Source organism: Quatrionicoccus australiensis (assembly GCF_020510525.1).
Taxonomy (GTDB): domain Bacteria; phylum Pseudomonadota; class Gammaproteobacteria; order Burkholderiales; family Rhodocyclaceae; genus Azonexus; species Azonexus australiensis_B.
The window spans coordinates 194,793-218,121 of the sequence record NZ_CP075188.1; the positions used below are offsets into that span (position 1 = coordinate 194,793).

The following is a 23,329-nucleotide window of genomic DNA, read 5'->3' on the forward strand; positions in this document are numbered from 1 at the left end:
CCAACTGCGCCGATAATCGGCGCCTCATTCCTTTTTTTCAAGGTGCCCGCGTGGACGAACAAAGCCTGAGTTTTCGCCTGCTGGCCATCCTTTTCCCGATTTTCGCCATCGTTGCCGCCGGCTTTTTCTACGCGCGCAAGCACAAGCCGGAAATGGCCGTCGCCAACCGGCTGAACATGGATGTCTTCGTGCCGGCCCTGGTCTTTGCCGCGATGGCCGGCAAATCCTTCGATCTCACGGTTTACGCGCCGCTCGCCCTCGGCGGTTTTCTCGTGCTGGCGACCTGCGGCCTGCTCGCCTGGCCGGTTGCCCGGCTGTTCGGCATCCAGCCCAAGACGCTGGTGCCGCCGATGCTGTTCAACAACTCCGGCAACATCGGCCTGCCGCTCGCCGTGCTGGCCTGGGGCGAAAATGCGCTGCCGGCGGCGGTGATCCTGTTCATGGTCGAAAATACGCTGCATTTTTCCTTCGGTGCGCGCCTGCTCGACCCGACGACGCGCTTGCTCACCCTGTGGCGCATTCCCGTGGTTTTTGCCGCCATTGCAGGGTTGACCGTCGCGCTTCTCAAAGTGCCGGTCTGGCAGCCGGCGGTGATCGCCATCAAGATGCTCGGCGACGTCTCGGTGCCCCTGCTGCTCTTCTCGCTGGGGGTGCGCATGACCGACGTCACGTTCGGCGAATGGAAGCTGTCGCTGGGCAGCGCGCTGCTGCGGCCGCTGGCCGGCATGGCGGTGGCCTACGGGGTGATCGCCCTGCTCGGCCTGCACGGGCGCGATGCCGCCATGCTGCTGGTGTTCGGTGCCTTGCCGCCGGCCGTGCTCAACTTCCTGTTTGCCGAGCGCTACAAGCAGGAGCCGCAGCGGGTCGCCTCTATCGTGCTGGTCGGCAACATGGCGGCGCTGATTTTCCTGCCGCTGGCCCTGGCGCTGGTTTTGTAGGTTTCTGGACGGTCGACCGTCCAGAACAGGCAAAAATGCCTAGCGCAGGCGATCCATCTGACGGCGGTCGCGCTTGGTCGGCCGGCCGTGGATTTCGGTGGCCGGTTCGTGCTCGAACTTGCGTCTGGCCTGTTCCGCTTCGCGGGCGGCAATGCTTTCCGTTGTTTCTTCGTAGAGCAGGCGGGCTTCGGCGGCCGGGCCGCGCTTTTCGGCAAGGGCCTGCACGACGACACTCCAGCGCGTCTCGCCATTGAAGACGTCGAGCTTGTCGCCGACCTTGACGTCACGCGCCGGCTTGGTCGGCGCCCCGTTCAGCTTGATCTTGCCGCCGCTGACGGCATCGGTGGCGAGGCTGCGCGTCTTGAAGAAACGCGCAGCCCACAGCCACTTGTCGATGCGGATGCCGTTCAAGCCGGCAGAACCTGCTCGCCGGCGTAGAGTTGTTCGACCGTTTCGCGCTGGCGAATGACGTGCACCGTCTCGCCATCGACCATCAGTTCGACGGCGCGCGGCCGCGTGTTGTAGTTCGAGGCCATCGCCATGCCGTAGGCACCGGCCGACATCACGGCGAGCAGGTCGCCGGCTTCGATGGCGAGTGGCCGGGCTAGGCCGAGGAAATCGCCGGATTCGCAGACCGGGCCGACCACATCGTAATCGCGCGTCGCGCCGCTACGCGGCACGACCGGCAGGATGTCATGCCAGGCTTCGTACAGTGCCGGGCGCATCAGGTCGTTCATGGCGGCATCGATGATCGCGAAATTCTTGCCTTCGCCGGGCTTCAAAAATTCGACGCGGGTCAGCAGCAGGCCGGCATTGCCGACCAGGCGGCGGCCCGGTTCGAGCACGACCTTGAGGCCGCGACCGGCCAGCTTGTCGAGCAGCGGCGTCAGGTAGGAAGCGACGGTCGGCTGGACCTGGTCGTCCTTGTACTTGATGCCGAGGCCGCCGCCGAGGTCGAGGTGATGCACGTTGATGCCTTCGGCGGTCAACTGGTCGATCAGGGCCAAAACGCGGTCGAGTGCCTCGACGAAGGGCGCCGGGTCGAGCAGTTGCGAACCGATGTGGCAGTCGATGCCGGCGACTTCGATATTCGGCAGCGCAGCGGCGCGGCGGTAAAGGGCCAGCGCATCGTCGTAGGCAACGCCGAACTTGGCTTCCTTGAGACCGGTCGAGATATACGGATGGGTCTTCGGATCGACATTCGGATTGACGCGCAGGCTGACCGGCGCCTTCTTGCCGCACTGGCCGGCAACCGCGTTGAGGCGCTCGAGTTCGGGGGCGGATTCGATGTTGAAGCAGAAGATGCCGACGTCCAGCGCCAACTGCATTTCGGCAGCCGTCTTGCCGACGCCGGAGAAAACGACTTTCTTTGGATCGGCGCCGGCGGCCAGCACGCGCTGCAACTCGCCGCCGGAGACGATGTCGAAACCGGCACCGAGGCGGGCGAACAGGTTGAGGATGGCGAGATTCGAGTTGGCCTTGACGGCATAGCAGACCAGCCCGCCAGCGCCGGCCGGGTGAGCGGTCAGGACGTCGAGAAATTCGCGCAGCGCGCCTTCGAGGGCGGCGCGCGAATAGACATAGGCCGGCGTGCCGAACTGATCGGCGAGGGCGGGCAGGGCGACGGATTCGGCGTGCAGGACGCCGTTCTTCAGGCTAAAGGAGCTCATTGGGGATTCGCGGTTTTGGTTTTGGTGGCCGTGCTAACATTCGGCGCAATCGTTGCCGGCTGGCTGGCAGCGGGTTTGGCGTTGCCGAGCAAGGGTTCCGGCGTCGGTCTGTCCGGCATCCGGAGCGGGGCTTTCGTGCCACAGGCTGCAAGGCACAAGGTCAGCAAAACGGTGACAACTCTGGACATTGGTGACGAACCGGTCAGCAAAGAGCGGGATGGTAGCATACGATGGAAGACAAGGAATTTAACGCGCTGGCCGACCTGGCGTTGACCGCGATAGATGCAGCACTTGAGGCGAGCGGTGCAGATGTCGATTGTGAACTTGCAGCCGGCGGCGTGCTCGAAATCGAGTTTGCCGATGGCAGCAAGATCATTGTCAATCGGCATGGTGTGGCGAAGGAAATCTGGGTCGCGGCCCGCGCCGGCGGTTTCCATTTTCGCTGGGACGGCGCCGTCTGGCGCGACACGCGCGATGGCACCGAACTGATGGAAAAGCTGTCTGCTCTCGCCAGTCAGCAAGCCGGCGAGAGCATTCGTTTCAACTGATCAGTCGCTTGGCGGCTTGTCGAGCTCCGGCTTGGGCAAGGGGGTTGCCTCGGCTTCTTCGGCCGGGCGTTCCTTGGCTGCATTTTCAGCGTAGATGTAACTGCGCTCGCGTCCCTCGCCGTAGCTGATGATGCCTTCCGGCGCCTGCGGGGTCTGGATGGGAACATCCTTGAGCGCCCGGTTCATGTAGCCGATCCAGATCGGAAGCGCAGCCGCACCGCCGGTTTCCTTGTCGCCCAGTTTTTTCGGCTGGTCGAAGCCTATCCAGGCGCAGCCGGCAGCCGTCATCTGATAGCCGCAGAACCAGGCGTCAATGTATTCATTGGTGGTGCCGGTCTTGCCGGCGAGATCCTGCCGTTTCAACGCAACGGATGCGCGGGCGGCGGTGCCGTAGATGGTGACGTCGCGCAGCATGGCATCCATCATGAAGGCATTGCGCGGGTCAATGGCGCGGATGGATTCGTCGCCGGCTTCAACTTCGGCTGAGCGGGCGAGCACCTGGTTTCTTTCGTCGCGAATCTCGCGCACGACAAAGGGATTGATCTTGAAACCGCCGTTGGCGAATACCGAGTAGGCCGTCACCATCTGCCATGGCGTTACCGAGCCGGCACCCAGCGCCATGGTCAGATAGGGCGGATGCTTCTCCGGGTCAAAGCCGAAACGTCCGGCGTAGTCCTGGGCGTAGTGCGTACCGATCGATTGCAGGATGCGGATCGAGACCATGTTTTTCGACTTGGCCAGCGCCGTGCGCATTTTCATCGGTCCTTCGTATTTGCCGTCGTAGTTGTGCGGTTCCCAGGCTTGTGCGCCAGTCTGGCTGGCCGGAATGACGATAGGCTCGTCGGCGATCACGCTGTTCGGGCTGAACCCCTTTTCCAGCGAGGCTGAATAGATGAAGGGCTTGAAGCTGGAACCCGGCTGGCGCCACGCCTGTGTGACGTGATTGAACTTGTTGCGATTGAAATCGAAGCCGCCGACCAGGGCGCGAATGGCCCCGTCCCTTGGGTCGACCGCCACGAATGCCGACTCGACCTCCGGCAACTGGGCGATTTGCCAGCTGCCCTTGTCGTCCTTCTGCACACGAATGATGGCGCCACGTTTGATGCGCTTGTTGGGCGGCGCCTTGTCATCCAGCATTTTGGCTGCGAACTTCATCGCATCGCCGGTCAGGGTGATGCTTTCTCCCCCCTTGCGATAAACGCGAATCTGTTTGGCGTCGGCAGCGAGGACCAGCGCCGGGATCAGGTCGCCGGCATCGGCGATGTCCTGCAGGGCTTCATCAATCGCTTCATCCTGATCGGACTTCATGTCCTGCATGTCGAGATAGGATTCTGCCCCGCGGTAACCATGGCGCCGGTCGTAATCCATGACGCCTTTGCGCAGGCTGGTGTAGGCCGCTTCCTGCTCGGCCTTGATCAGGGTGGTGTAGATGCGCATGCCGCGCGAGTAGACATCTTCGGGGAAGCGTTCGGCGGCGATCTGGCGTGCCATTTCGGCAGCAAATTCGGCGTGGACCGCATAATCACCGAGTTCCCGTTTGACGATCAGGGGTTCCTTCAGTGCGCTGTCCTGCTGCGCATCGGTGATGAATCCCAGTTCGTGCATCCGGCGCAGGACGTATTGCTGGCGCAGTCTGGCGCGTTTGGGATTGACGATCGGGTTATAGGCGGAAGGCGCTTTCGGCAGGCCGGCCAGCATCGCGGCTTCGGCAATCGAAATGTCTTTCAGGGGCTTGCCGAAATAGATTTGCGCAGCAGCAGCAAACCCATAGGCGCGTTGGCCCAGGAATATCTGGTTGATGTAGAGCTCGAAAATCTGGTCCTTGGAGAGATTGCTTTCAATCTTGAAGGAGAGCAGTGCCTCGTAAAGCTTGCGGGTATAGGTTTTTTCGCCGGTCAGGAAAAAGTTTCGGGCAACCTGCTGGGTGATCGTCGAGGCACCCTGTCGTTTGCCTCCGCCCAGCAGGTTGGTACCCGCTGCGCGCAAAATTCCCAGGTAATCGATTCCGCCATGCTTGTAGAAGCGATCGTCTTCTGCCGCGAGGATCGCCTGTTTCATGACATCCGGGACGTCGTGTATGTTGACCACGGCCCGTCTTTCCTCGCCAAACTCGCCGATCAGGAAACCATCCGCCGTGAATATGCGCAACGGAATTTTCGGGCGATAGTCGGTGAGGACTTCCAGTGAGGGGAGATTGGGGTAGGCAAGCACCAATATGATCAATCCGATGGCAATTCCCATGGCAATCAAACCGGCAATTATGAGAAACGGATAGAGGAGGATGCGGATCGGCAAGGGCAAGGAAGGCAAGGCGGTATTCGCTCGGATTTGAGTTGTTTCGATTATACGCTGTCGCCAGATGCCTCCGCGAAAGTGCTTTACATGCCGGGGGCTTGTTGCTAGGATTTCAAGTGGATTATTGGTTGTTTAGCTAACTTCGCATTCTGTAAGGACTTTTTGGGGGTCTGGTGCGCTTCGATATCTCTGCTTTATTAAATCCCAAGGCGCGTTCCTTGCTCGGACTAGACATCAGTTCGTCCGCTGTCAAGATGGTCGAATTGACCGCCAATGGGAAGGATGGCTACCGTGTCGAGCGCTACACCATAGAGGTGTTGCCGAAGGATGCGGTGTCCGATGGCAATATTGCCAATCTGGATGGTGTAGTCGATTGCGTAAAGCGCGCCTGGAAGCGTTTGGGGACATCCACGCGCAATGTAGCAATGGCTTTGCCAGGATCGGCTGTCATCACCAAGAAAATTATCGTTCCGGCGGGCTTGCGGGATGAGGAACTCGAGGTTCAGGTCGAGTCTGAGGCCAATCAATACATTCCCTTTTCGATTGAAGAAGTCAATCTCGATTATCAGGTTTTGGGCCCCGCGCCTTCCGTGCCTGATGAGATCGAGGTGCTGATCGCTGCGTCAAAAAAAGAGCGCGTTGAAGATCGCGTTGCGGTCGCTGATGCGGCCGGTTTGAAGGCAGTGGTTGTTGATGTCGAATCGCTTGCCTCATTGGCTGCGTTCGAATTGATTGAGCGTCAGCTGCCTGACGGCGGCAAGAATCAGATCATTGCCTTGATCGATGCGGGGGCGCATGTCATGAATCTGACCGTCTTGCGCAACGGGCAGCAGGTCTATGCGCGCGAACAGGCTTTCGGTGGTGGTCAGCTGACCCAGGATATTGCTCGGCATTACGGCATGAACTACGAGGATGCCGAGGCTGCGAAGCGCAGCAGCAATTTACCCGAAGGCTACGAGGCAGAGTTGTTGAATCCGTTCATGGAGAATCTGGCTCTTGAGGTGTCGCGAGCACTCCAGTTCTTCTTTACCTCTACTCAGTACAATCAGGTGGACCATCTGATTCTGGCTGGCGGATGTGCTGTTATCCCCGGAATTGACGAAGTCGTGGCAACGCGCACGCAGGTGAATACACTGATTGCCAATCCTTTTGCCAACATGGTGCTTTCCGATCGTGTGCGGGCGAAGAGCCTGCTGGCTGATGCCTCTTCATTGATGGTGGCATGCGGTCTGGCTCTGCGGAGGTTTGATCCATCATGATTCGCATTAACCTCCTGCCTCATCGTGAAGAGGCCAAAAAGGAAAGGCGGCAGCAGTTCTTTGTGCTTTCAGGATTGGTTGCTGTGCTTGGGGTACTTATTGTTTTTGCCGTTTATACGTCAATCGCGGGTTATATCGGCGCGCAGGAAGGTGCCAACGATTTTCTGAAAAAGGAAATTGCCGTTCTTGACAAGCAACTGGATCAGATCAAGCGCTTGAAAGAGCAGACGCAGGCCCTTCTGGCGCGTAAGCAAGTGATTGAGGATCTGCAGCGGGATCGGGGCGAAACCGTTTATTTGTTGAGCGAAATGGTCAAGCAGGTGCCGGAAGGAATTTACTTGAAGTCCTTGAAGCAGGATGGTCTTAACGTAAATATCACCGGCTATGCCCAGTCGAACGCTCGCGTTTCTGCATTGATGCGGAATTTGGAGGCTTCACCCTGGCTGGAATCTCCGCAGCTGGTTGAGGTCAAGGCCATTGTTCTCAATGGTCGCCGCAGCAACGAGTTTGCAATGAATGTGGCCTTGACGCGAGTCAAAGCGGATGACGGGAAGGTGAATAAATGAGCGCCAAATCCGTAAGCCTTCCCAATATTGATTTTCAGGCGATTGCTGACGACTTTCGCTACATGAATCCGAATGATCCGGGGGCTTGGCCTCTGGTTCCGAAAATTACGGTTCTTGTCGGCATGTTGCTGCTTTTGCTGCTCGGCGGTTGGTGGTTTTTCTGGAGTGATCAGCTGGCTGAATTGGAAGCCAAGCAGAATGAGGAAGAGTCGCTGCGCCAGCAGTATCTGGAAAAAAAGCGCCAGGCGATCAATCTCGATTTGTATACTCAGCAACTGGCCGAAATTGACCGGTCGTTTGGTGCCTTGCTCAAGCAATTGCCCGACAAATCCGAAGTTGAAGCACTGCTGATTGAAGTCAATCAGGCCGGGTTGGGGCGGGGGCTGCAGTTCGAGCTTTTCCGTCCGGGGGCTGAAGTCGTCAAGGATTTCTACGCTGAATTGCCGATTTCGGTAAAAATCAACGGCTCATACCATGACTTGGGCGCCTTCGCTGCTGACATTGCCAAGCTGCCGCGCATCGTCACCCTGAACAATATTTCCATTGCTCCAATCAAGGATGGGGGGGGATTGACGCTGGACGCAACCACCAAGACCTTCCGCTATCTGGATGAAGAGGAAATTGCCAGACAGAAGAAACCTGCTAAAGGAGCTGCGAAGTGAAACGACTGTTTCTCATCGCCATGTGTGGAGCCTTGGCGGCTTGCTCGGGTGGCGACCACGAAGACCTGAAGCAATGGATGGAAGAGAGTGCCAAGGACATGCGGGGGAATATTCCGAAATTGCCTGAAGTGCTTCCCTATCAGCCTGTCCCCTACGATGTTGAGGCGCTGCTGGATCCGTTCAAGCCGGGCAAGATCGAGCCTGAATCAAAGTCTCGCCAGGGGGGGGGCAAGGGAGGTGCATTCCAGCCTGACTTCGAAGCCAGGGAGTTGCGTAACAGCCTGCTTGAAAAGTATCCCGTCGAGTCGTTGAAAATGATTGGTTACATGAATGTCAACAAGCAGCCGCTGGCGGTCATTCAGGTTGAGGACAAGGTAAAGCAGGTCAAGGTGGGGGATTACATTGGCCTGGATTTCGGGATGGTTACGAAAATTACCGACAAGGACGTCGAGTTGCGTGAGTTGATTCAGGATTCTGCCGGAGACTGGAGCGAGCGAAAGAGTTCGTTGTTCCTGCAGAGCAAGGAGGGAAGCAAAAAATGAAATTGGTTAACTATGTCTCGGTTGCCGTCGCAGCGACCTGCCTTGCCTTTTTTTCGTCTGTCCAGGCGCAGACGGCAGAAAACTCGATTGATGCCATCAATGTGGCCCAACAGGGTACGGAGATCGCTGTAAAAATTGATTTGAAAGATGCGTTGAGTTTGCCTCCGGCAGGATTCAGTGTTGCCAATCCTGCCAAGGTTGCATTTGACTTTCCCGCAACGGTCAATGGTTTGGGTAAGACTACTCAGGTAGTAAACACCGGTGATTTGCACAGTTTGAATGTGGTTCAGGCAGGAGGACGGACCCGACTGGTTTTGAATCTTGTTCGCGCAATGAACTACAGCACGCGTCTGGATGGGAAGTCGCTGTATGTTGTCCTGGCTCCTATTGCGCGCCTTGGCGGTTCTGCCGCCGAAAAGGTGACTCGCTTTACCGAGGAAAGTGTTGTTGGTCAAAAACATGCCGTGCGTGATGTGGTGTTTCGGCGTGGCAAGGATGGAGAAGGCCGGATCGTTGTTGATCTGAGTGATGCCGGGACTGGCATTGACATACGTCAGCAGGGGTCGAATCTGATTGTTGATTTTGTCAAGACCAGCGTTCCTGATCACCTGCGTCGCAAGCTGGATGTCAATGATTTCGCGACGCCGGTCAGTTCGGTTGAAACGAAGGCTATTGGTGACAATGTTCGCATGACCATTTCTCCCAAGGGGCTGTGGGAGCACAATGCATATCAGAGTGATAGCCAGTTCATTGTCGAAGTCAAAAAGATTATTGAAGATCCGAACAAGCTTGTTCAGGGCAGCAAAGTCGGCTACCAAGGTCCGCGTGTAAGTATCAATTATCAGAACGGTGATGTTCGGGCATTGCTTCGCTTGATGGCGGAGGAGCTAAACCTGAATGCAGTGATCAGCGAGACGGTGACTGGTACTACCACGCTGGTACTGAAGGATGTTCCGGCTGATCAAGTGATCGATATCATCTTCCAGCAAAAGGGTCTGGACATGCGCAAGAAGGGAAACATCATCCTGATTGCGCCGCGTGATGAAATTTCGACTCGGGAAAAGCTTGAATATGAGTCCAAGCAGCAGATTGGCGATCTGGAGCCGCTGCAGTCCGAGCAATTCATCCTGAATTACCAGAAGTCAGCGAGTGTAGCCAGGCTTCTGGCAGGCTTGTCTCCATTGCCGGGGGCGCCGACCAATTCTGCGCTGAAGATGCTGAGTAAGCGTGGTTCGGTCATCGCGGATGATCAGTCGAACATCCTTTTCGTAAATGACACCCCGTCAAAACTTGATGAAATTCGTGCCTTTATCAAGGCAATTGATACTGGCGCCAGACAGGTTCTGATTGAGGCTCGAGTTGTTGAGGCGACGGATGACTTCAATAAGCAACTGGGGGCCAAACTGAATTTTTTCAACTCGCGAGCAAGTACATACAGTGGTAGCGGAATCAATATGGTTGGCGGTAGTTATGCACCAGGCACTAGTACTGCTACCTATAACAGTGCGACAGGGGTGTGGACGACGGCTAAAACAGCCGCGGTTTTGACTCAGTCGCCAGCGCTAGGAGTAAACCTTCCTTCCTACTCCAACTCAGGCGGGAGTGTTGCCCTTTCTTTATTCAATTCGTCTTTGAGTCGGATTCTGAATCTGGAGATTTCTGCGTTGGAAGCTGATGGCATCGGTAAAATAATTTCCAGTCCTCGAGTAATTACGGCTAACAATGTGAAGGCAAAAATCGAGGACGGTACTGAAATTCCCTATCAGGTATGTTCGGGTTTTGGGGAAAGTCGTACTTGTAGCGTATCGTTCAAGTCGGCCAAGTTATCCTTGGAGACCACTCCACAGATTACCCCGGAGGGTTCGGTAAAGATGGCCTTGGTTATCAAGAAAGAAGATCCGGATTGGCCAAATGCGATCAATGACAATCCGCCGATCAAGAGTTCAATCGTGGAGACCAATGTCGTGGTCGATAACGGCGGTACAGTGGTGGTTGGTGGTGTATTCATCACCAAAACCGAGTCTACGACGGAGAAGGTTCCTTTCCTGGGTGATATTCCCTATCTGGGTGCCTTGTTCCGGGTCAAGACTGATTTGGGCAAACGCCGCGAGTTGTTGATTTTCATCACGCCGCGGGTCATTTCGGAAAAAGTTCGTTTCGATTGAGTGTGCATCAATTCAAAAAAGCCGGCATCGCCGGCTTTTTTTTCGGCTTCGACCCGGCTTCGGATAAAATTGGCGGGTGAATAATCGTACGAATATCTATCTGGTCGGCTTGATGGGGGCTGGCAAGACGACTGTTGGGCGTCAGTTGGCGCGACGACTCGGGCGGGTTTTTTATGACTCGGACCATGAGATAGTCGAGCGAACGGGGGTGCCCATTCCCACCATTTTCGAGATCGAGGGCGAGGATGGTTTTCGCCGCAGAGAAGCTCAGACCATTGCCGAGCTCTCGATCAACGACAATATTGTCCTGGCAACGGGGGGCGGGGTTGTTCTGAACCCTGAAAACCGTCGCCGGTTGCATGAGACGGGTTGGGTGGTCTATCTGAATGTCCCGCCGGTCATGCTCTTCGAGAGAACGCGGAATGACCGGAATCGTCCGTTGCTGCGAGTGCCGGATCCTCTGGCCCGGTTGGAGGAGTTGCACGCCTTGCGTGATCCGCTCTATCGGGAGACTGCGCATCTGGTGGTGGATGGCTCGCATCTGATCGCGTCCGGTATCGTGCAGCACCTGTTGAGGGAGTTTGGCCTTTTATGCAAAAAATGATGCAGACTTTGCAGGTGGCGCTGGGTGAGCGTTCTTACCCGATTCATATCGGTAGCGGTGTATTGTCGAATCACGAGTTATTTTTTCCGCATATCCGGCAGAAAAAGGTGGTTGTGGTCAGCAATACGACGGTGGCGCCGCTGTATCTTGACCTCTTGCGGTCGACGCTAGAAAAAGCAGGGATTTCAGTTCTCCCGGTCATCCTGCCGGATGGCGAACAATACAAGACCTGGGAAACACTGAATCTGATCTTTGATGCCTTGCTGGGCAATCATTGCGAGCGGAGCACGACATTGATCGCCCTTGGTGGGGGGGTTATCGGTGATATGGGGGGCTTCGCTGCCGCCTGCTATCAGCGTGGCATGCCCTTTATCCAGGTGCCGACGACACTGCTTTCCCTGGTCGACTCTTCTGTCGGAGGAAAAACCGCGATCAATCATCCGCTAGGCAAGAACATGATTGGTGCGTTTTATCAGCCCAAATTGGTGATGGCTGATATCTCGACGCTGGCTACCTTGCCTGAGCGTGAATTGAAGGCAGGCTTGGCCGAGGTGATCAAGTACGGTTTGATTCGTGATCCGGAATTTTTTGTCTGGCTGGAAAACAATCTGGACAAGCTTCTCGGGCGCGATGAGGAGGCGTTGATATACGCCGTGCATCGCTCCTGTGCCAATAAGGCAGAAGTGGTTGCGGCCGACGAGCGGGAAACCGGCGAACGGGCCTTGCTTAATCTGGGTCATACGTTTGGCCATGCCATCGAGACTGGCCTGGGGTACGGCGAGTGGTTGCATGGTGAAGCAGTGGCTGCCGGCACATTAATTGCTGCAGAACTCTCCTGCAGTCTGGGGTGGTTGTCGCGGGAGGCGTTGCTGAGAGTCGAGACGATCTTTGTTCAGGCCGGTTTGCCAGTGCGGGGAGCGCCTCTTGGTGCGGCGCGCTATCTTGAATTGATGCGGCATGACAAGAAGGTGCAAGATGGAAAAATGCGTCTGGTGCTGCTCCGGGATATTGGCAAGGCGGTTGTCTCCGACGAGGCAAGCGAAGCGCAGATGGCGGAAGCGATAGACGCCAGATGCACCTGAGTAGTGATGGTCTGGCTGTTTTGGGCCGTATTGGTGCGTTGCAGCATCTTGAATTGACAGGGGTTTACCAGTATATTTGATGGTTGCCTCTAATTTTCGTACAGGCCGACGCAAGAAATAATGATGCGCGGCTTTTTTCATCATTGGTCTTTGTTCACCGGCCAAGTTATTTAAGGAATGCGTGTGATGGAACCGGCAGTACCTGAGCAGCAGGGTTTGTACGACCCCGCGAACGAGCACGATGCTTGTGGTGTGGGCTTTGTAGCCCATTTTAAGGGCCAGAAAAGTCATAGCATTGTCGAGCAAGGTTTGTTGATCCTGAAGAATCTGGATCACCGCGGCGCCGTGGGTGCCGACCCGTTGCAGGGTGACGGTGCCGGTATTCTGATCCAGATTCCCGACCAGTTTTATCGCGAAGAGATGGCCAAGCAGGGCGTGAACCTGCCGCCCCTTGGCGAATACGGTGTCGGTATGGTTTTCCTGCCGCAGGAGGCTGCTTCGCGCCATGCCTGTGTCGAGGAAATCGAACGTTCAGTCAAGGCCGAAGGCCAGGTCGTACTGGGCTGGCGCGATGTGCCGGTCAATGCCGAAATGCCGATGTCGCCGACAGTGCGTGCCAAGGAACCGGTGATCCGCCAGATCTTCGTCGGTCGCGGTCCGGATGTTTTCGTGACCGATGCCCTCGAGCGCAAGCTTTACATCATTCGTCGCCGCGCTGCGAATGCCATCAAGTCGCTGAAGCTGAAGCATGGTCAGGAGTTCTATGTGCCGTCCTTCTCGGCGCGCACGGTGAACTACAAGGGCTTGTTGCTGGCCGATCAGGTTGGTGTGTATTACCTCGATCTTCAGGACAAGCGCACGACGTCCGCCCTGGCATTGGTGCACCAGCGTTTCTCGACCAATACCTTCCCGACCTGGGATCTGGCGCACCCGTTCCGCTACATCGCCCACAACGGCGAAATCAACACGGTGCGCGGCAACGTCAACTGGTTCAAGGCGCGTGAACAGGCGATTTCTTCGCCGATTCTCGGCGAAGACCTGAAGAAGGTATGGCCGCTGCATTACCCGGGGCAGTCTGACTCTGCATCCTTCGACAATGCGCTCGAGCTGCTCGTCATGGGGGGTGGTTACTCGCTGGCCCAGGCCGTCATGCTGATGATCCCGGAAGCCTGGGAAAAGCACACGACGATGGACGAAAACCGTCGCGCCTTCTACGAATACCATGCTGCCATGATGGAGCCTTGGGACGGCCCTGCCGCCGTGGCCTTCACCGATGGTCGCCAGATCGGCGCGACGCTCGATCGTAACGGTCTGCGTCCGGCCCGTTATCTGGTCACCGATGACGACCTCGTGGTCATGGCTTCCGAGTCCGGCGTGCTGCCAATCCCGGAAAAGAAGATCGTCAAGAAGTGGCGCCTGCAGCCGGGCAAGATGTTCCTGATCGACATGGAACAAGGCCGCATCATCGACGACAAGGAGCTCAAGGACTCGCTGGCCAAGGCCAAGCCTTACCGCGAATGGATCGAGAAGATCCGCATCAAGCTCGACGAAATTCCGGCTCCGGCCGAAACCTGCGATGCAGCGACGGCTTCCCTGCTCGATCGCCAGCAGGCCTTCGGCTACACCCAGGAAGACATCAAGGTCATTCTGGAGCCGATGGTTCAGACCGGTGAAGAGGCCAGCGGCTCGATGGGCACCGATTCGGCATTGCCGGTTCTGTCTGCCAAGAACAAGACGCTTTACACCTACTTCAAGCAACTGTTCGCGCAGGTGACCAATCCGCCGATCGATCCGATCCGTGAAGAACTGGTCATGTCGCTGGTGTCCTTTGTTGGTCCGAAGCCGAACCTGCTGAATACCGCCGACATCAATCCGCCGATCCGTCTCGAAGTCTCGCAGCCGGTTCTGACCAAGGGCGATATCGAGAAGCTGCGTCACATCGGCAAATACACATCCGACAAGTTCAAGTCCTTCGAACTGGACATCTGTTATCCGGTGGGCTGGGGCAAGGCCGGTGTCGAGGCTCGTCTCGCTTCCCTGGCAGCCGATGCCGAGGATGCAGTACGTTCCGGTGCCAACATCCTGATTGTCTCCGACCGCAAGCTCGATGCCGATCACGTCGCCATCCCGGCACTGTTGGCAACCTCGGCAATTCACCAGCACCTCGTCAAGAAGGGCATGCGCACCAGCACCGGTCTCGTCGTTGAAACCGGTTCGGCACGCGAGGTCCATCACTTCGCGCTGCTTGGTGGCTATGGTGCCGAAGCGGTCCACCCCTACCTGGCGCTCGAAACCATCGAAGGCTTTGCCAAGGGTGATGCCGAGAAGGCCGAGAAGTACGTCAAGAATTTCGTCAAGGCGATCGGCAAGGGCCTCAACAAGGTCATGTCCAAGATGGGCATCTCGACCTACATGTCCTACACCGGTGCGCAGATTTTCGAAGCGATCGGCCTGCAGAAGGACTTCATCGAGAAGTACTTCACCGGCACGCCGTCTAACGTCGAAGGTATCGGCCTGTTCGAAGTGGCGGAAGAAGCCATTCGCCTGCATACCGAAGCTTTCTCGGCCGACCCGGTGCTCTCGAGCATGCTCGATGCCGGCGGTGAGTACGCTTACCGCACGCGCGGCGAAGAGCACATGTGGACGCCGGATTCGATCGCCAAGCTGCAACACTCGACCCGCTCCGGCAAGTACGAGACCTACAAGGAATACGCCAAGCTGATCAACGATCAGACCAAGCGTCACCTGACCCTGCGCGGCCTGTTCGAATTCAAGCCGCAAGGCGCGCCGGTGCCGCTGGAAGAAGTCGAGTCGGCCAAGGAAATCGTCAAGCGCTTCGCAACGGGCGCCATGTCGCTTGGCTCGATTTCGACCGAAGCCCACACCACGCTCGCCCTGGCGATGAACCGCATCGGCGGCAAGTCGAATACCGGCGAAGGTGGCGAGGATGCCAAGCGTTTCGCTCCGGTCAAGGCAGGCACGATGCTCTCCGACATCATCGGCAAGAGCCGTATCGAGCGCGACATCGAGATGAAGGAAGGCGATTCGCTGCGTTCCGCCATCAAGCAGGTCGCTTCCGGCCGCTTTGGTGTGACCGCCGAATACCTGGTCAATGCCGACCAGATCCAGATCAAGATGGCACAAGGCGCCAAGCCGGGTGAAGGCGGCCAGTTGCCGGGTCACAAGGTGTCCGAGTACATCGGCTTCCTGCGTCACTCGGTGCCGGGCGTCGGCCTGATTTCGCCGCCGCCGCACCACGACATCTACTCGATCGAAGACCTGGCACAACTGATTCACGATCTGAAGAACGCCAATTCGCGTGCTTCGATCTCGGTCAAGCTGGTTTCCGAAGTCGGTGTCGGTACGGTTGCTGCTGGTGTCTCCAAGGCCAAGGCTGATCACCTGGTGATCGCCGGCTTTGACGGCGGTACGGGTGCTTCGCCGCAGTCGTCGATCAAGCATGCCGGTACGCCGTGGGAACTTGGCCTGTCCGAAACCCAGCAGACCCTGGTTCTGAACCGCCTGCGTTCGCGTATCCGCGTCCAGGTCGACGGTCAGATCAAGACCGGTCGCGACGTCGTCATCGGTGCCCTGCTCGGCGCCGACGAATTCGGTTTCGCCACCGCACCGCTGGTTGTCGAGGGTTGCATCATGATGCGCAAGTGTCACCTCAACACCTGTCCGGTCGGCGTTGCGACGCAGGATCCGGAGCTGCGCAAGCGCTTTACCGGTCAACCGGAACACGTCGTCAATTACTTCTTCTTCGTTGCCGAGGAAGTCCGTGAAATCATGGCCGAGCTGGGCATTCGCAAGTTCGACGACCTGGTCGGTCGCGCTGACCTGCTTGATACCCGTCCGGGCATCGAACACTGGAAGGCCAAGGGTCTCGACTTCTCGAAGATCTTCTACCAGCCGAACGTTCCGGCCAGCGAGCCGCGTCGTCATACCGAGACGCAGGATCACGGCCTGGCCAAGGCGCTCGACCACAAGCTGATCGAGCAGGCCAAACCGGCGCTGGAAAAGGGCCAGAAGGTCCAGATCGAAACCTCGATCATCAACGTCAACCGCACCTGCGGCACCATGCTCTCGGGCGAAGTCGCACGTCGCTACGGCAACGACGGTCTGCCGGACGACACCATTCACGTCAATCTGACCGGTACTGCCGGCCAGGCCTTTGGCGCCTTCCTGGCCAAGGGCGTGACGCTGGAACTGTCCGGCGAAGGTAATGACTACGTCGGCAAGGGGCTCTCCGGTGGTCGTCTGATCATCAAGCCGAGCCCGGATTTCCGTGGCAATACGCAGGAAAACATCATCGTCGGCAACACCGTGATGTACGGTGCGACGACTGGTGAAGCCTTCTTCGCGGGGGTTGGCGGCGAGCGCTTTGCCGTGCGCAACTCCGGTGGTACTGCTGTCGTTGAAGGTGTTGGCGACCATGGTTGTGAATACATGACCGGCGGTACCGTGGTGGTTCTCGGCATGACTGGGCGCAACTTCGCCGCTGGCATGTCGGGCGGCATTGCTTACGTGCTGGACGAAGATGGCAGCTTCAAGCAGCGTGCCAACCTCGCCCAGGTCGCCCTGGAAAAGGTTCTGCCGGCCAGCCGTCTGGCTGCTGGCGAGCCGCTGCATCAGGGCGTCGCCGACGAAGTTCAGCTCAAGGAGCTGATCACGCGTCACGTCGAATATACCGGCAGCGCCACCGCCAAGGCTCTTCTGGCTGACTGGGAAGTCAGCCGCGAGAAGTTTGTCAAAGTTTATCCGCATGAGTACAAGCGGGCGCTCACCGAGCAGGCCGCTGCACAGAAGGAGGCCGCATAATGGGCAAGCCGACTGGCTTTATGGAATTCGAGCGTCTGTCCGAGGGTTACGATCCGGTTGAACAGCGCCTGAAGCACTACAAGGAATTCGTTCATACCCTGAACGATGACGATGCCAAGACTCAGGGTGCCCGTTGCATGGACTGCGGCATCCCGTTCTGTAACAACGGCTGTCCGGTGAACAACATCATTCCCGACTGGAATGATCTGGTTTATCGCGGCAACTGGAAGCAGGCCCTGGACGTGCTGCATTCGACCAACAATTTCCCGGATTTCACCGGCCGCATCTGTCCGGCGCCCTGCGAAGCCGCCTGTACCCTGGGCATCAATGCCGCGCCGGTGGGCATCAAGTCGATCGAGCATTTCATCATCGACAAGGGCTGGGAAATGGGTTGGGTCGTGCCGCAACCGCCAAAAGCGAAGACTGGCAAGAAGATTGCCATCGTCGGTTCCGGTCCGGCCGGTCTGGCTGCTGCCCAGCAACTGGCGCGCGTCGGTCACGATGTGACGGTGTTCGAGAAGAGCGATCGTATCGGCGGTCTGCTCGGCTACGGCATTCCCGACTTCAAGCTGGAAAAGACGGTGATCGATCGCCGTGTCGCCCAGATGGAAGCCGAAGGCGTGACCTTCAAGACCAAGGTGGTGGTTGGCAACAAGGACGTACCGGCGGGCATCAACAATGATGCCAGCGCTTTTGTCTCTGCCGATCAGCTGACCAAGGAATTTGACGCGGTGATCCTCGCCGCCGGTTCCGAAGTGCCGCGCGACCTGCCGGTGCCGGGCCGCGAGTTGAAGGGCATCTACGCCGCGCTTGAGTTCCTGATTCCGCAGAACAAGGAAGTCCAGCAGGGCAAGGCCAACCCGATCAACGTCAAGGGCAAGCACGTCATCGTCATCGGTGGCGGCGACACGGGTTCTGACTGCGTCGGCACCTCGAATCGCCATGGTGCTGCCTCGGTGACCCAGTTCGAACTGATGCCGATGCCGCCGGAGCAGGAAAACAAGGCGCTGACCTGGCCGTACTGGCCGTACAAGCTGCGCACTTCTTCCTCGCACGATGAAGGTTGCACCCGCGACTTCGCCGTTGCCACCAAGGGCTTCGTCGATGACGGCAAGGGTAACGTCAAGGCACTCAAGGCCGTGCGTCTGGACTGGAAGGACGGCAAGATGAGCGAAGTCGCCGGTTCGGAATTCGAGCTGCCGTGCGACAACGCCTTCCTGGCGATGGGCTTCGTCAATCCGGTCGGTGGCCTGCTCGAAGCTTTTGGTGTCGAGAAGGACAACCGCGGCAATGCCAAGGCAACGACTGATGGTGCCGGTTGCTACGCTACCAACGTCGGCAAGGTTTTTGCCGCCGGTGACGTGCGCCGCGGTCAGTCGCTGGTGGTCTGGGCGATCCGCGAAGGTCGTCAGGCTGCACGTGAAGTCGATGCATTCCTGATGGGCTGCACGACGCTGCCGCGTTAATTCGTTCTTGTTCGAAACAAAGGCCCTGCCGACGATAGTCCGCAGGGCCTTTGTTTTTTCCACCAGGCGTCGGATCGTGGGAAAATAAACAGCATTACAGGGGGAAACAATATGTCGGCAGAACTGCAAACCGCCTTTCAGGTCACTACACCAACCGGTGCGCTCGATGGGCACATGCTGCTCATCCTGCTGATCATGGTCTGTGCCGGCGTGCTTGGCGGCGCGGCCAATTATTTTCTCGCCGATCGGCAGGCCTCGCCCTCCCGGCACGACTGGATCAAATATCCGGTTTTGGGCATCGTGGCAGCGTTGACCGTACCGCTCTTCCTGAACATGATTGCCAGCACCCTGCTCGAAGGGGCACGTACCAAGCCGGTGGATTTCTTCACCTTTGCCGGGTTTTGCCTGATTTATGTGATCGCATCCCGTCGTTTGCTTGAAAACGTCGCGCAGCGCCTGATGGGGCAGCTTGATTCGGTCAAGCGTGAAGTCGGTCACCTGAAACAGCAGAAGCAGGCCGAGCAAATGGTTCTGAGCAGTCGCGAAGAGACCCCGGTCGCCAATGATCAGCGGCCGGAACCGCGGGAAGTGCTTTCCTATAATGACGTTGAAATACTGCGCGCCCTGGCTGAAGAAAGCTTTGTTTACGGCAATCTGGCAGCCCTCTGCGATCGTACCGGTCTGGCCCGCGATTTCATCAGCCAGCGTCTGACGGTAATGAAGACCATGGGCGTCATCGAAACCCGCATCAATGACAAGAATGTCCTGCACTGGGGGGTTTCCGGGCGTGGCAAGGCCTTGCTCGGCGAAATCCTGACCGGTCAGGACGAAAAGAAAGCCGGCTGATTCCCGCCGGCAAGCTGCCGGCCGCAACCTGAAGAGAAATCCATGAACATCGTCATCCTCGCTGCCGGCCAAGGCAAGCGCATGCATTCCAATCTGCCCAAGGTCTTGCATCCGATTGCCGGCAAGGCTCTGGCCCAGCATGTCATCGATACGGCACGCAAGCTGGCACCGGAAAAACTGATCGTCGTGCATGGGCATGGCGGTGATGTCGTCAAGGCGACCCTGGCTGCACCCGATGTAACCTGGGCCGAGCAGGCGCAACAATTGGGTACCGGCCATGCCGTCGCCCAGGCCGTGTCGGCGTTGGGATCGGCCGCCCAGACCCTGGTGCTTTACGGCGATGTGCCGCTGACCAGTGTTGCGACCCTGAAGCGCCTGTTGCAGGCGGCCAAGGATGGATTGTCGATTCTTACTGTTGACCTGGCCAACCCGGCCGGCTACGGCCGTATCGTCCGCGATGCTGCCGGCAACGTGCAGTGCATCGTCGAGGAAAAGGACGCGACACCGGAGCAGAAGGCGATCCGTGAGGTCAATACCGGCATCATGGCAATGCCGACGGCCCGTCTGGCCGACTGGCTGGGCCGCCTGAAAAATGACAATGCCCAGGGCGAGTACTACCTGACCGACATTGTTGCGCTGGCGGTTGCCGAAGGCCTGCCGGTGCGCACAGCGCAGCCGGAAGGCGAGTGGGAAGTGCTCGGCGTGAACAGCAAGGTCCAGCTGGCCGAACTGGAACGGCAGCATCAACGCAACATTGCCGAGCAGCTGCTGGTCGCCGGCGTGCGCCTGGCCGACCCGGCCCGCATCGATGTGCGCGGCGAACTGAAGCATGGCCGCGATGTGGCGATCGATGTCGGCTGCGTTTTCGAAGGCATTGTCGAACTTGGCGATGCCGTCGAAGTCGGTCCCTACTGCGTCCTGAAGAACGTCAAGGTCGGCGCCGGGACGCGGATCGCCGCCTTTTGTCATTTCGAGGATGCGGTGATCGGCCCGGATGGCGTGCTTGGTCCGTATGCCCGCCTGCGTCCTGGTACCGAGCTTGGTCGGGAAGTGCACATCGGCAACTTTGTCGAGGTCAAGAAGAGCAGTATCGGCGCCCAGTCGAAGGCCAATCATCTGGCCTATATCGGTGATGCCGAGATCGGTCAGCGGGTCAATGTCGGGGCCGGTACCATCACCTGCAACTATGACGGCGCCAACAAGTTCAAGACCGTCATCGAAGATGATGTGTTTATCGGTTCCGATACCCAGCTGGTCGCACCGGTGACGGTTGGACGCGGTGCCACGCTCGGTGCCGGTACGACCCTGACCAAAAATGCCCCGCCGGATGCGTTGACCGTATCGCGGGCCAGGCAGGTGACGCTGGCCGGCTGGCAGCGCCCACAAAAAGGAAAAAAATAATGTTCACGGCATTTGCTCTGGTCTCGACGCTGGCTCTCGCCGGTGGCGGCTTGCTTCTCCTCATCGGCTACATCGGAACCCTGCCGGCCGCATTCAATCAGGGGCTGCGGGTCGGCTTGCCGGTCTTGCTGTTGCCGCTGATTGGCCCCCTGTGGTTTGCTCATCGTCAGGGCGCGGAATTCCGGCGTGAAGTCATCCAGCTGGTTGCCGGCAGTTTGCTCGTTCTGCTCGCAGCCGGTCTGATCATGACCTACGGTCCGTATTTTGCCGAGCAACAGGCAGCTGAGCTTATTGAGGCGGCCAAGCAACGTTAAGGGTCGCCGGTTTGTTTCATTCAGGGAGAATAAAATGTCCAAATACACCACCGAGGCAATCCGTTCCATCGCGCTGGTAGGTCACGGCGCATCCGGCAAGACTTCCCTGGCCGAAGCCTTGTTGTACGCCACCGGCGCCATCCAGGCCAAGGGCACGATCGAGCGCGGCAGCACAGTCTGCGATTTCGATGCCCAGGAAAAGGAAGCCGGCCACTCCCTGAACTCCGCGATCGTCAATTTTGCCCATGAAGATCGCCATATCCATCTGATCGATACCCCGGGTTACCCCGATTTCGCCGGGCAGGCGGTTGCCGCGCTGGCCGGTGTCGATACGGCGCTGATCGTGGTCAATGCGCAAAGCGGTGTCGAACTGATGACCGAGCGCATGATGCGCCATGCGGCCGAGCGCAATCTGTGCCGGATGATCGTCATCAACAAGATCGATGCCGACAATCTTGACCTGCCCGGCCTGGTCGCCGACATTCGCGATCGTTTCGGCAAGCAGTGCATGCTCCTCGACCTGCCGGCGCATGGCGCGGCCGAGGTCGTTGAAGTGCTCGAACACGCTGCCGGCGATGCCGACTTCGAGTCGGTTGCCGCCGCGCACCGCGCGCTGATCGACCAGATTGTCGAAGAAGATGAGGATCTGCTCGCCCAGTATCTGGAAGATGGTGCCGATCCGACGGCTGCCGCATTGCATGCCCCGTTCGAGAAGGCCCTGCGCGCTGGTCACCTGATTCCCATCCTCTTTGTTTCCGCCAAGACCGGTGCCGGCATCAAGGAGCTCCTGCATGTCCTAGCGAGCCTGGCACCGAGTCCGGCCGAAGGCAATCCGCCGCCGTTCTACAAGGGCGAGCCGGGCGACCGGACCGAGCCTTTCGAGGCCGAGCCGGATGCCGGCAAGCATGTGTTGGCCCACGTTTTCAAGGTGGTGGCCGATCCCTACATGGGCAAGATCGGCATCTTCCGCGTACACCAAGGCACGATTCGCAAGGATGCCCAGCTTTTTGTCGGTGACGGCAAGCGTCCGTTCAAGGTCGCCCACCTCTACCAGTTGCAGGGCAAGGACAGCATCGAAGTCGATGCGCTGCTTCCCGGCGACATTGGCGCCATCGCCAAGGTCGAGGAAATCGACTTTGACAGCGTGCTGCACGACTCGCACGATGAAGATCACATCCACCTCGTGCCGCTCGAATTTCCCAGGCCGATGGCCGGCCTGGCGGTCGAGACGAAGAAGAAGGGCGACGAGCAGAGGCTGTTCGACATTCTCAACAAACTGGCCATGGAAGATCCGACCTTCGTCGTCGAACGCCATCCGACCAGCAACGAGACGGTGATCCGCGGTCTCGGCGAAATCCATCTCAAGGCCAAGCTTGACAAGATGGCCAGCCAATACAAGCTGGAAGTCGACACCAAGCCACCGCGCATTCCCTATCGCGAAACCATTACCGGTGCCGCCGAAGGCATTCATCGCCACAAGAAGCAGTCGGGTGGTGCCGGCCAGTTTGGCGAAGTGCATCTGCGCATTGAGCCGAAAGGGCGTGGCGAGGGCTTTGAATTCGTCGATGCGGTCAAGGGCGGGGTTATTCCCGGCGTCTTCATGGCGGCGGTCGAGAAGGGCGTGCGTCAGGGCCTGGAAGGCGGTGTCGTTGCCGGCTATACGGTCGACGATCTGAAAGTGACCGTTTTCGACGGCAAGACGCATGCGGTGGACGGCAAGGAAGTGGCTTTCGTCACAGCCGGCCGCAAGGCGGTCATCGAAGCGATCCGCGCCGCGAAGCCGATCGTGCTCGAGCCCATCGTCAATATCGAAATCGTCGTGCCGGAAACGGCAATCGGCGATCTGACCGGCGATCTGGCCGGCCGCCGTGGTCACATCACCGGTACCGACGGTCGGGGTCACGGCATGGCCGCGATCAGCGGTGAAGTGCCGCTGGCCGAACTCAACGACTACCAGTCGCGCCTGAAGTCGCTGACCGGCGGCCAGGGCAGTTATACCATCGAGTTTGCCCGCTACTCGGCGGTGCCGCCCAACGTGCAGCAACAACTGGCAAGCAAGTTCCAGCTGCATGACGAAGATGAGTAAGCACCTTCGCTGCTGAATGAAAAAGGGGCTGATCAGCCCCTTTTTTTCATGTGCCGGCGGCCGT

18 protein-coding genes are annotated in these 23,329 nt (G+C 58.4%); 15 read left to right on the top strand and 3 right to left on the bottom strand.

Annotated elements, in window-relative coordinates:
* Positions 1–50 precede the first annotated feature (50 nt).
* Complete coding sequence (locus KI612_RS00950) at positions 51–938, top strand: AEC family transporter (protein ID WP_226441968.1); 888 nt, start codon at positions 51–53, stop codon at positions 936–938.
* 39 nt (positions 939–977) lie between these two features.
* Here the strand turns inward: KI612_RS00950 and KI612_RS00955 are convergent, their stop codons facing one another.
* Together KI612_RS00955 and lysA are read right to left on the bottom strand one after the other, a co-directional pair.
* Positions 978–1,340 carry an RNA-binding S4 domain-containing protein gene (locus tag KI612_RS00955; protein ID WP_226444087.1) on the bottom strand — a complete coding sequence of 121 codons (363 nt, stop codon included), beginning with the start codon at positions 1,338–1,340 and terminating at the stop codon, positions 978–980.
* Positions 1,341–1,345: 5 nt separating this feature from the next.
* Positions 1,346–2,608, bottom strand: a complete 1,263-nt coding sequence (gene lysA, locus KI612_RS00960; protein WP_226441970.1) for a diaminopimelate decarboxylase — start codon at positions 2,606–2,608, stop codon at positions 1,346–1,348.
* 230 nt (positions 2,609–2,838) lie between these two features.
* On the opposite strand from lysA, the gene cyaY reads away from it, so the two are divergent.
* Complete coding sequence (gene cyaY, locus KI612_RS00965) at positions 2,839–3,156, top strand: iron donor protein CyaY (RefSeq protein WP_226441971.1); 318 nt, start codon at positions 2,839–2,841, stop codon at positions 3,154–3,156.
* Here cyaY and KI612_RS00970 read toward each other — a convergent pair whose 3' ends face one another.
* Positions 3,157–5,367, bottom strand: a complete 2,211-nt coding sequence (locus KI612_RS00970; protein ID WP_404818070.1) for a penicillin-binding protein 1A — start codon at positions 5,365–5,367, stop codon at positions 3,157–3,159.
* A 257-nt stretch (positions 5,368–5,624) separates the two neighbouring features.
* Between KI612_RS00970 and KI612_RS00975 the strand changes: the two genes are divergently transcribed.
* The 13 genes from KI612_RS00975 (at position 5,625) to fusA (ending at position 23,265) form a co-directional block, all read left to right on the top strand.
* Entirely contained in the window at positions 5,625–6,710 is a 1,086-nt protein-coding gene (locus KI612_RS00975; RefSeq protein ID WP_226441973.1) for a pilus assembly protein PilM, read from the top strand.
* On the top strand, positions 6,707–7,276 hold the full coding sequence (locus KI612_RS00980; RefSeq protein WP_226441974.1) for a PilN domain-containing protein: 570 nt from the start codon (positions 6,707–6,709) through the stop codon (positions 7,274–7,276). Before KI612_RS00975 ends, KI612_RS00980 begins: the two co-directional genes overlap by 4 nt.
* Positions 7,273–7,938 (top strand): type IV pilus inner membrane component PilO, encoded by a 666-nt coding sequence (gene pilO, locus KI612_RS00985; RefSeq protein WP_226441975.1) that lies wholly within the window; start codon positions 7,273–7,275, stop codon positions 7,936–7,938. Before KI612_RS00980 ends, pilO begins: the two co-directional genes overlap by 4 nt.
* Complete coding sequence (locus KI612_RS00990) at positions 7,935–8,480, top strand: pilus assembly protein PilP (protein WP_226441977.1); 546 nt, start codon at positions 7,935–7,937, stop codon at positions 8,478–8,480. Before pilO ends, KI612_RS00990 begins: the two co-directional genes overlap by 4 nt.
* Positions 8,477–10,645 carry a type IV pilus secretin PilQ gene (gene pilQ / locus KI612_RS00995; protein ID WP_226441978.1) on the top strand — a complete coding sequence of 723 codons (2,169 nt, stop codon included), beginning with the start codon at positions 8,477–8,479 and terminating at the stop codon, positions 10,643–10,645. The genes KI612_RS00990 and pilQ overlap by 4 nt, the downstream gene beginning before the upstream one ends.
* Before the next feature lie 112 nt (positions 10,646–10,757).
* Entirely contained in the window at positions 10,758–11,249 is a 492-nt protein-coding gene (locus KI612_RS01000; RefSeq protein WP_264180859.1) for a shikimate kinase, read from the top strand.
* Positions 11,249–12,331: a 3-dehydroquinate synthase gene (gene aroB, locus KI612_RS01005; RefSeq protein ID WP_226444089.1), complete on the top strand. Its 1,083-nt coding sequence runs from the start codon at positions 11,249–11,251 to the stop codon at positions 12,329–12,331. The genes KI612_RS01000 and aroB overlap by 1 nt, the downstream gene beginning before the upstream one ends.
* A 186-nt stretch (positions 12,332–12,517) precedes the next feature.
* On the top strand, positions 12,518–17,152 hold the full coding sequence (locus KI612_RS01010) for a glutamate synthase-related protein (protein WP_226441981.1): 4,635 nt from the start codon (positions 12,518–12,520) through the stop codon (positions 17,150–17,152).
* The gene (locus tag KI612_RS01015; protein ID WP_226441982.1) at positions 17,152–18,618 is read left to right on the top strand and encodes a glutamate synthase subunit beta; all 1,467 of its coding nucleotides are present in this window, start codon (positions 17,152–17,154) and stop codon (positions 18,616–18,618) included. Before KI612_RS01010 ends, KI612_RS01015 begins: the two co-directional genes overlap by 1 nt.
* A 111-nt stretch (positions 18,619–18,729) precedes the next feature.
* A complete protein-coding gene (locus KI612_RS01020) occupies positions 18,730–19,464 on the top strand; it encodes a YEATS-associated helix-containing protein (RefSeq protein ID WP_226441983.1) in 735 nt (244 codons plus the stop codon).
* A 42-nt stretch (positions 19,465–19,506) separates the two neighbouring features.
* Complete coding sequence (gene glmU, locus KI612_RS01025; RefSeq protein ID WP_226441984.1) at positions 19,507–20,865, top strand: bifunctional UDP-N-acetylglucosamine diphosphorylase/glucosamine-1-phosphate N-acetyltransferase GlmU; 1,359 nt, start codon at positions 19,507–19,509, stop codon at positions 20,863–20,865.
* Complete coding sequence (locus KI612_RS01030) at positions 20,865–21,179, top strand: hypothetical protein (protein WP_226441985.1); 315 nt, start codon at positions 20,865–20,867, stop codon at positions 21,177–21,179. The genes glmU and KI612_RS01030 overlap by 1 nt, the downstream gene beginning before the upstream one ends.
* Positions 21,180–21,213: 34 nt before the next feature.
* A complete protein-coding gene (gene fusA / locus KI612_RS01035; protein WP_226441986.1) occupies positions 21,214–23,265 on the top strand; it encodes an elongation factor G in 2,052 nt (683 codons plus the stop codon).
* The last annotated feature ends 64 nt before the right edge of the window (positions 23,266–23,329 follow it).

Excerpts from the sequence above, each read along its gene's own strand:
- KI612_RS00980 (WP_226441974.1), top strand. The coding sequence starts at position 6,707 with ATGATTCGCATTAACCTCCTGCCTCATCGTGAAGAGGCCAAAAAGGAA.
- cyaY (WP_226441971.1), top strand. The coding sequence starts at position 2,839 with ATGGAAGACAAGGAATTTAACGCGCTGGCCGACCTGGCGTTGACCGCG.
- fusA (WP_226441986.1), top strand. The coding sequence starts at position 21,214 with ATGTCCAAATACACCACCGAGGCAATCCGTTCCATCGCGCTGGTAGGT.
- KI612_RS01015 (WP_226441982.1), top strand. The coding sequence starts at position 17,152 with ATGGGCAAGCCGACTGGCTTTATGGAATTCGAGCGTCTGTCCGAGGGT.
- KI612_RS01020 (WP_226441983.1), top strand. The coding sequence starts at position 18,730 with ATGTCGGCAGAACTGCAAACCGCCTTTCAGGTCACTACACCAACCGGT.
- KI612_RS01010 (WP_226441981.1), top strand. The coding sequence starts at position 12,518 with ATGGAACCGGCAGTACCTGAGCAGCAGGGTTTGTACGACCCCGCGAAC.
- KI612_RS01030 (WP_226441985.1), top strand. The coding sequence starts at position 20,865 with ATGTTCACGGCATTTGCTCTGGTCTCGACGCTGGCTCTCGCCGGTGGC.
- aroB (WP_226444089.1), top strand. The coding sequence starts at position 11,249 with ATGCAGACTTTGCAGGTGGCGCTGGGTGAGCGTTCTTACCCGATTCAT.
- pilO (WP_226441975.1), top strand. The coding sequence starts at position 7,273 with ATGAGCGCCAAATCCGTAAGCCTTCCCAATATTGATTTTCAGGCGATT.
- pilQ (WP_226441978.1), top strand. The coding sequence starts at position 8,477 with ATGAAATTGGTTAACTATGTCTCGGTTGCCGTCGCAGCGACCTGCCTT.
- KI612_RS01000 (WP_264180859.1), top strand. The coding sequence starts at position 10,758 with ATGGGGGCTGGCAAGACGACTGTTGGGCGTCAGTTGGCGCGACGACTC.
- glmU (WP_226441984.1), top strand. The coding sequence starts at position 19,507 with ATGAACATCGTCATCCTCGCTGCCGGCCAAGGCAAGCGCATGCATTCC.
- lysA (WP_226441970.1), bottom strand. The coding sequence starts at position 2,608 with ATGAGCTCCTTTAGCCTGAAGAACGGCGTCCTGCACGCCGAATCCGTC.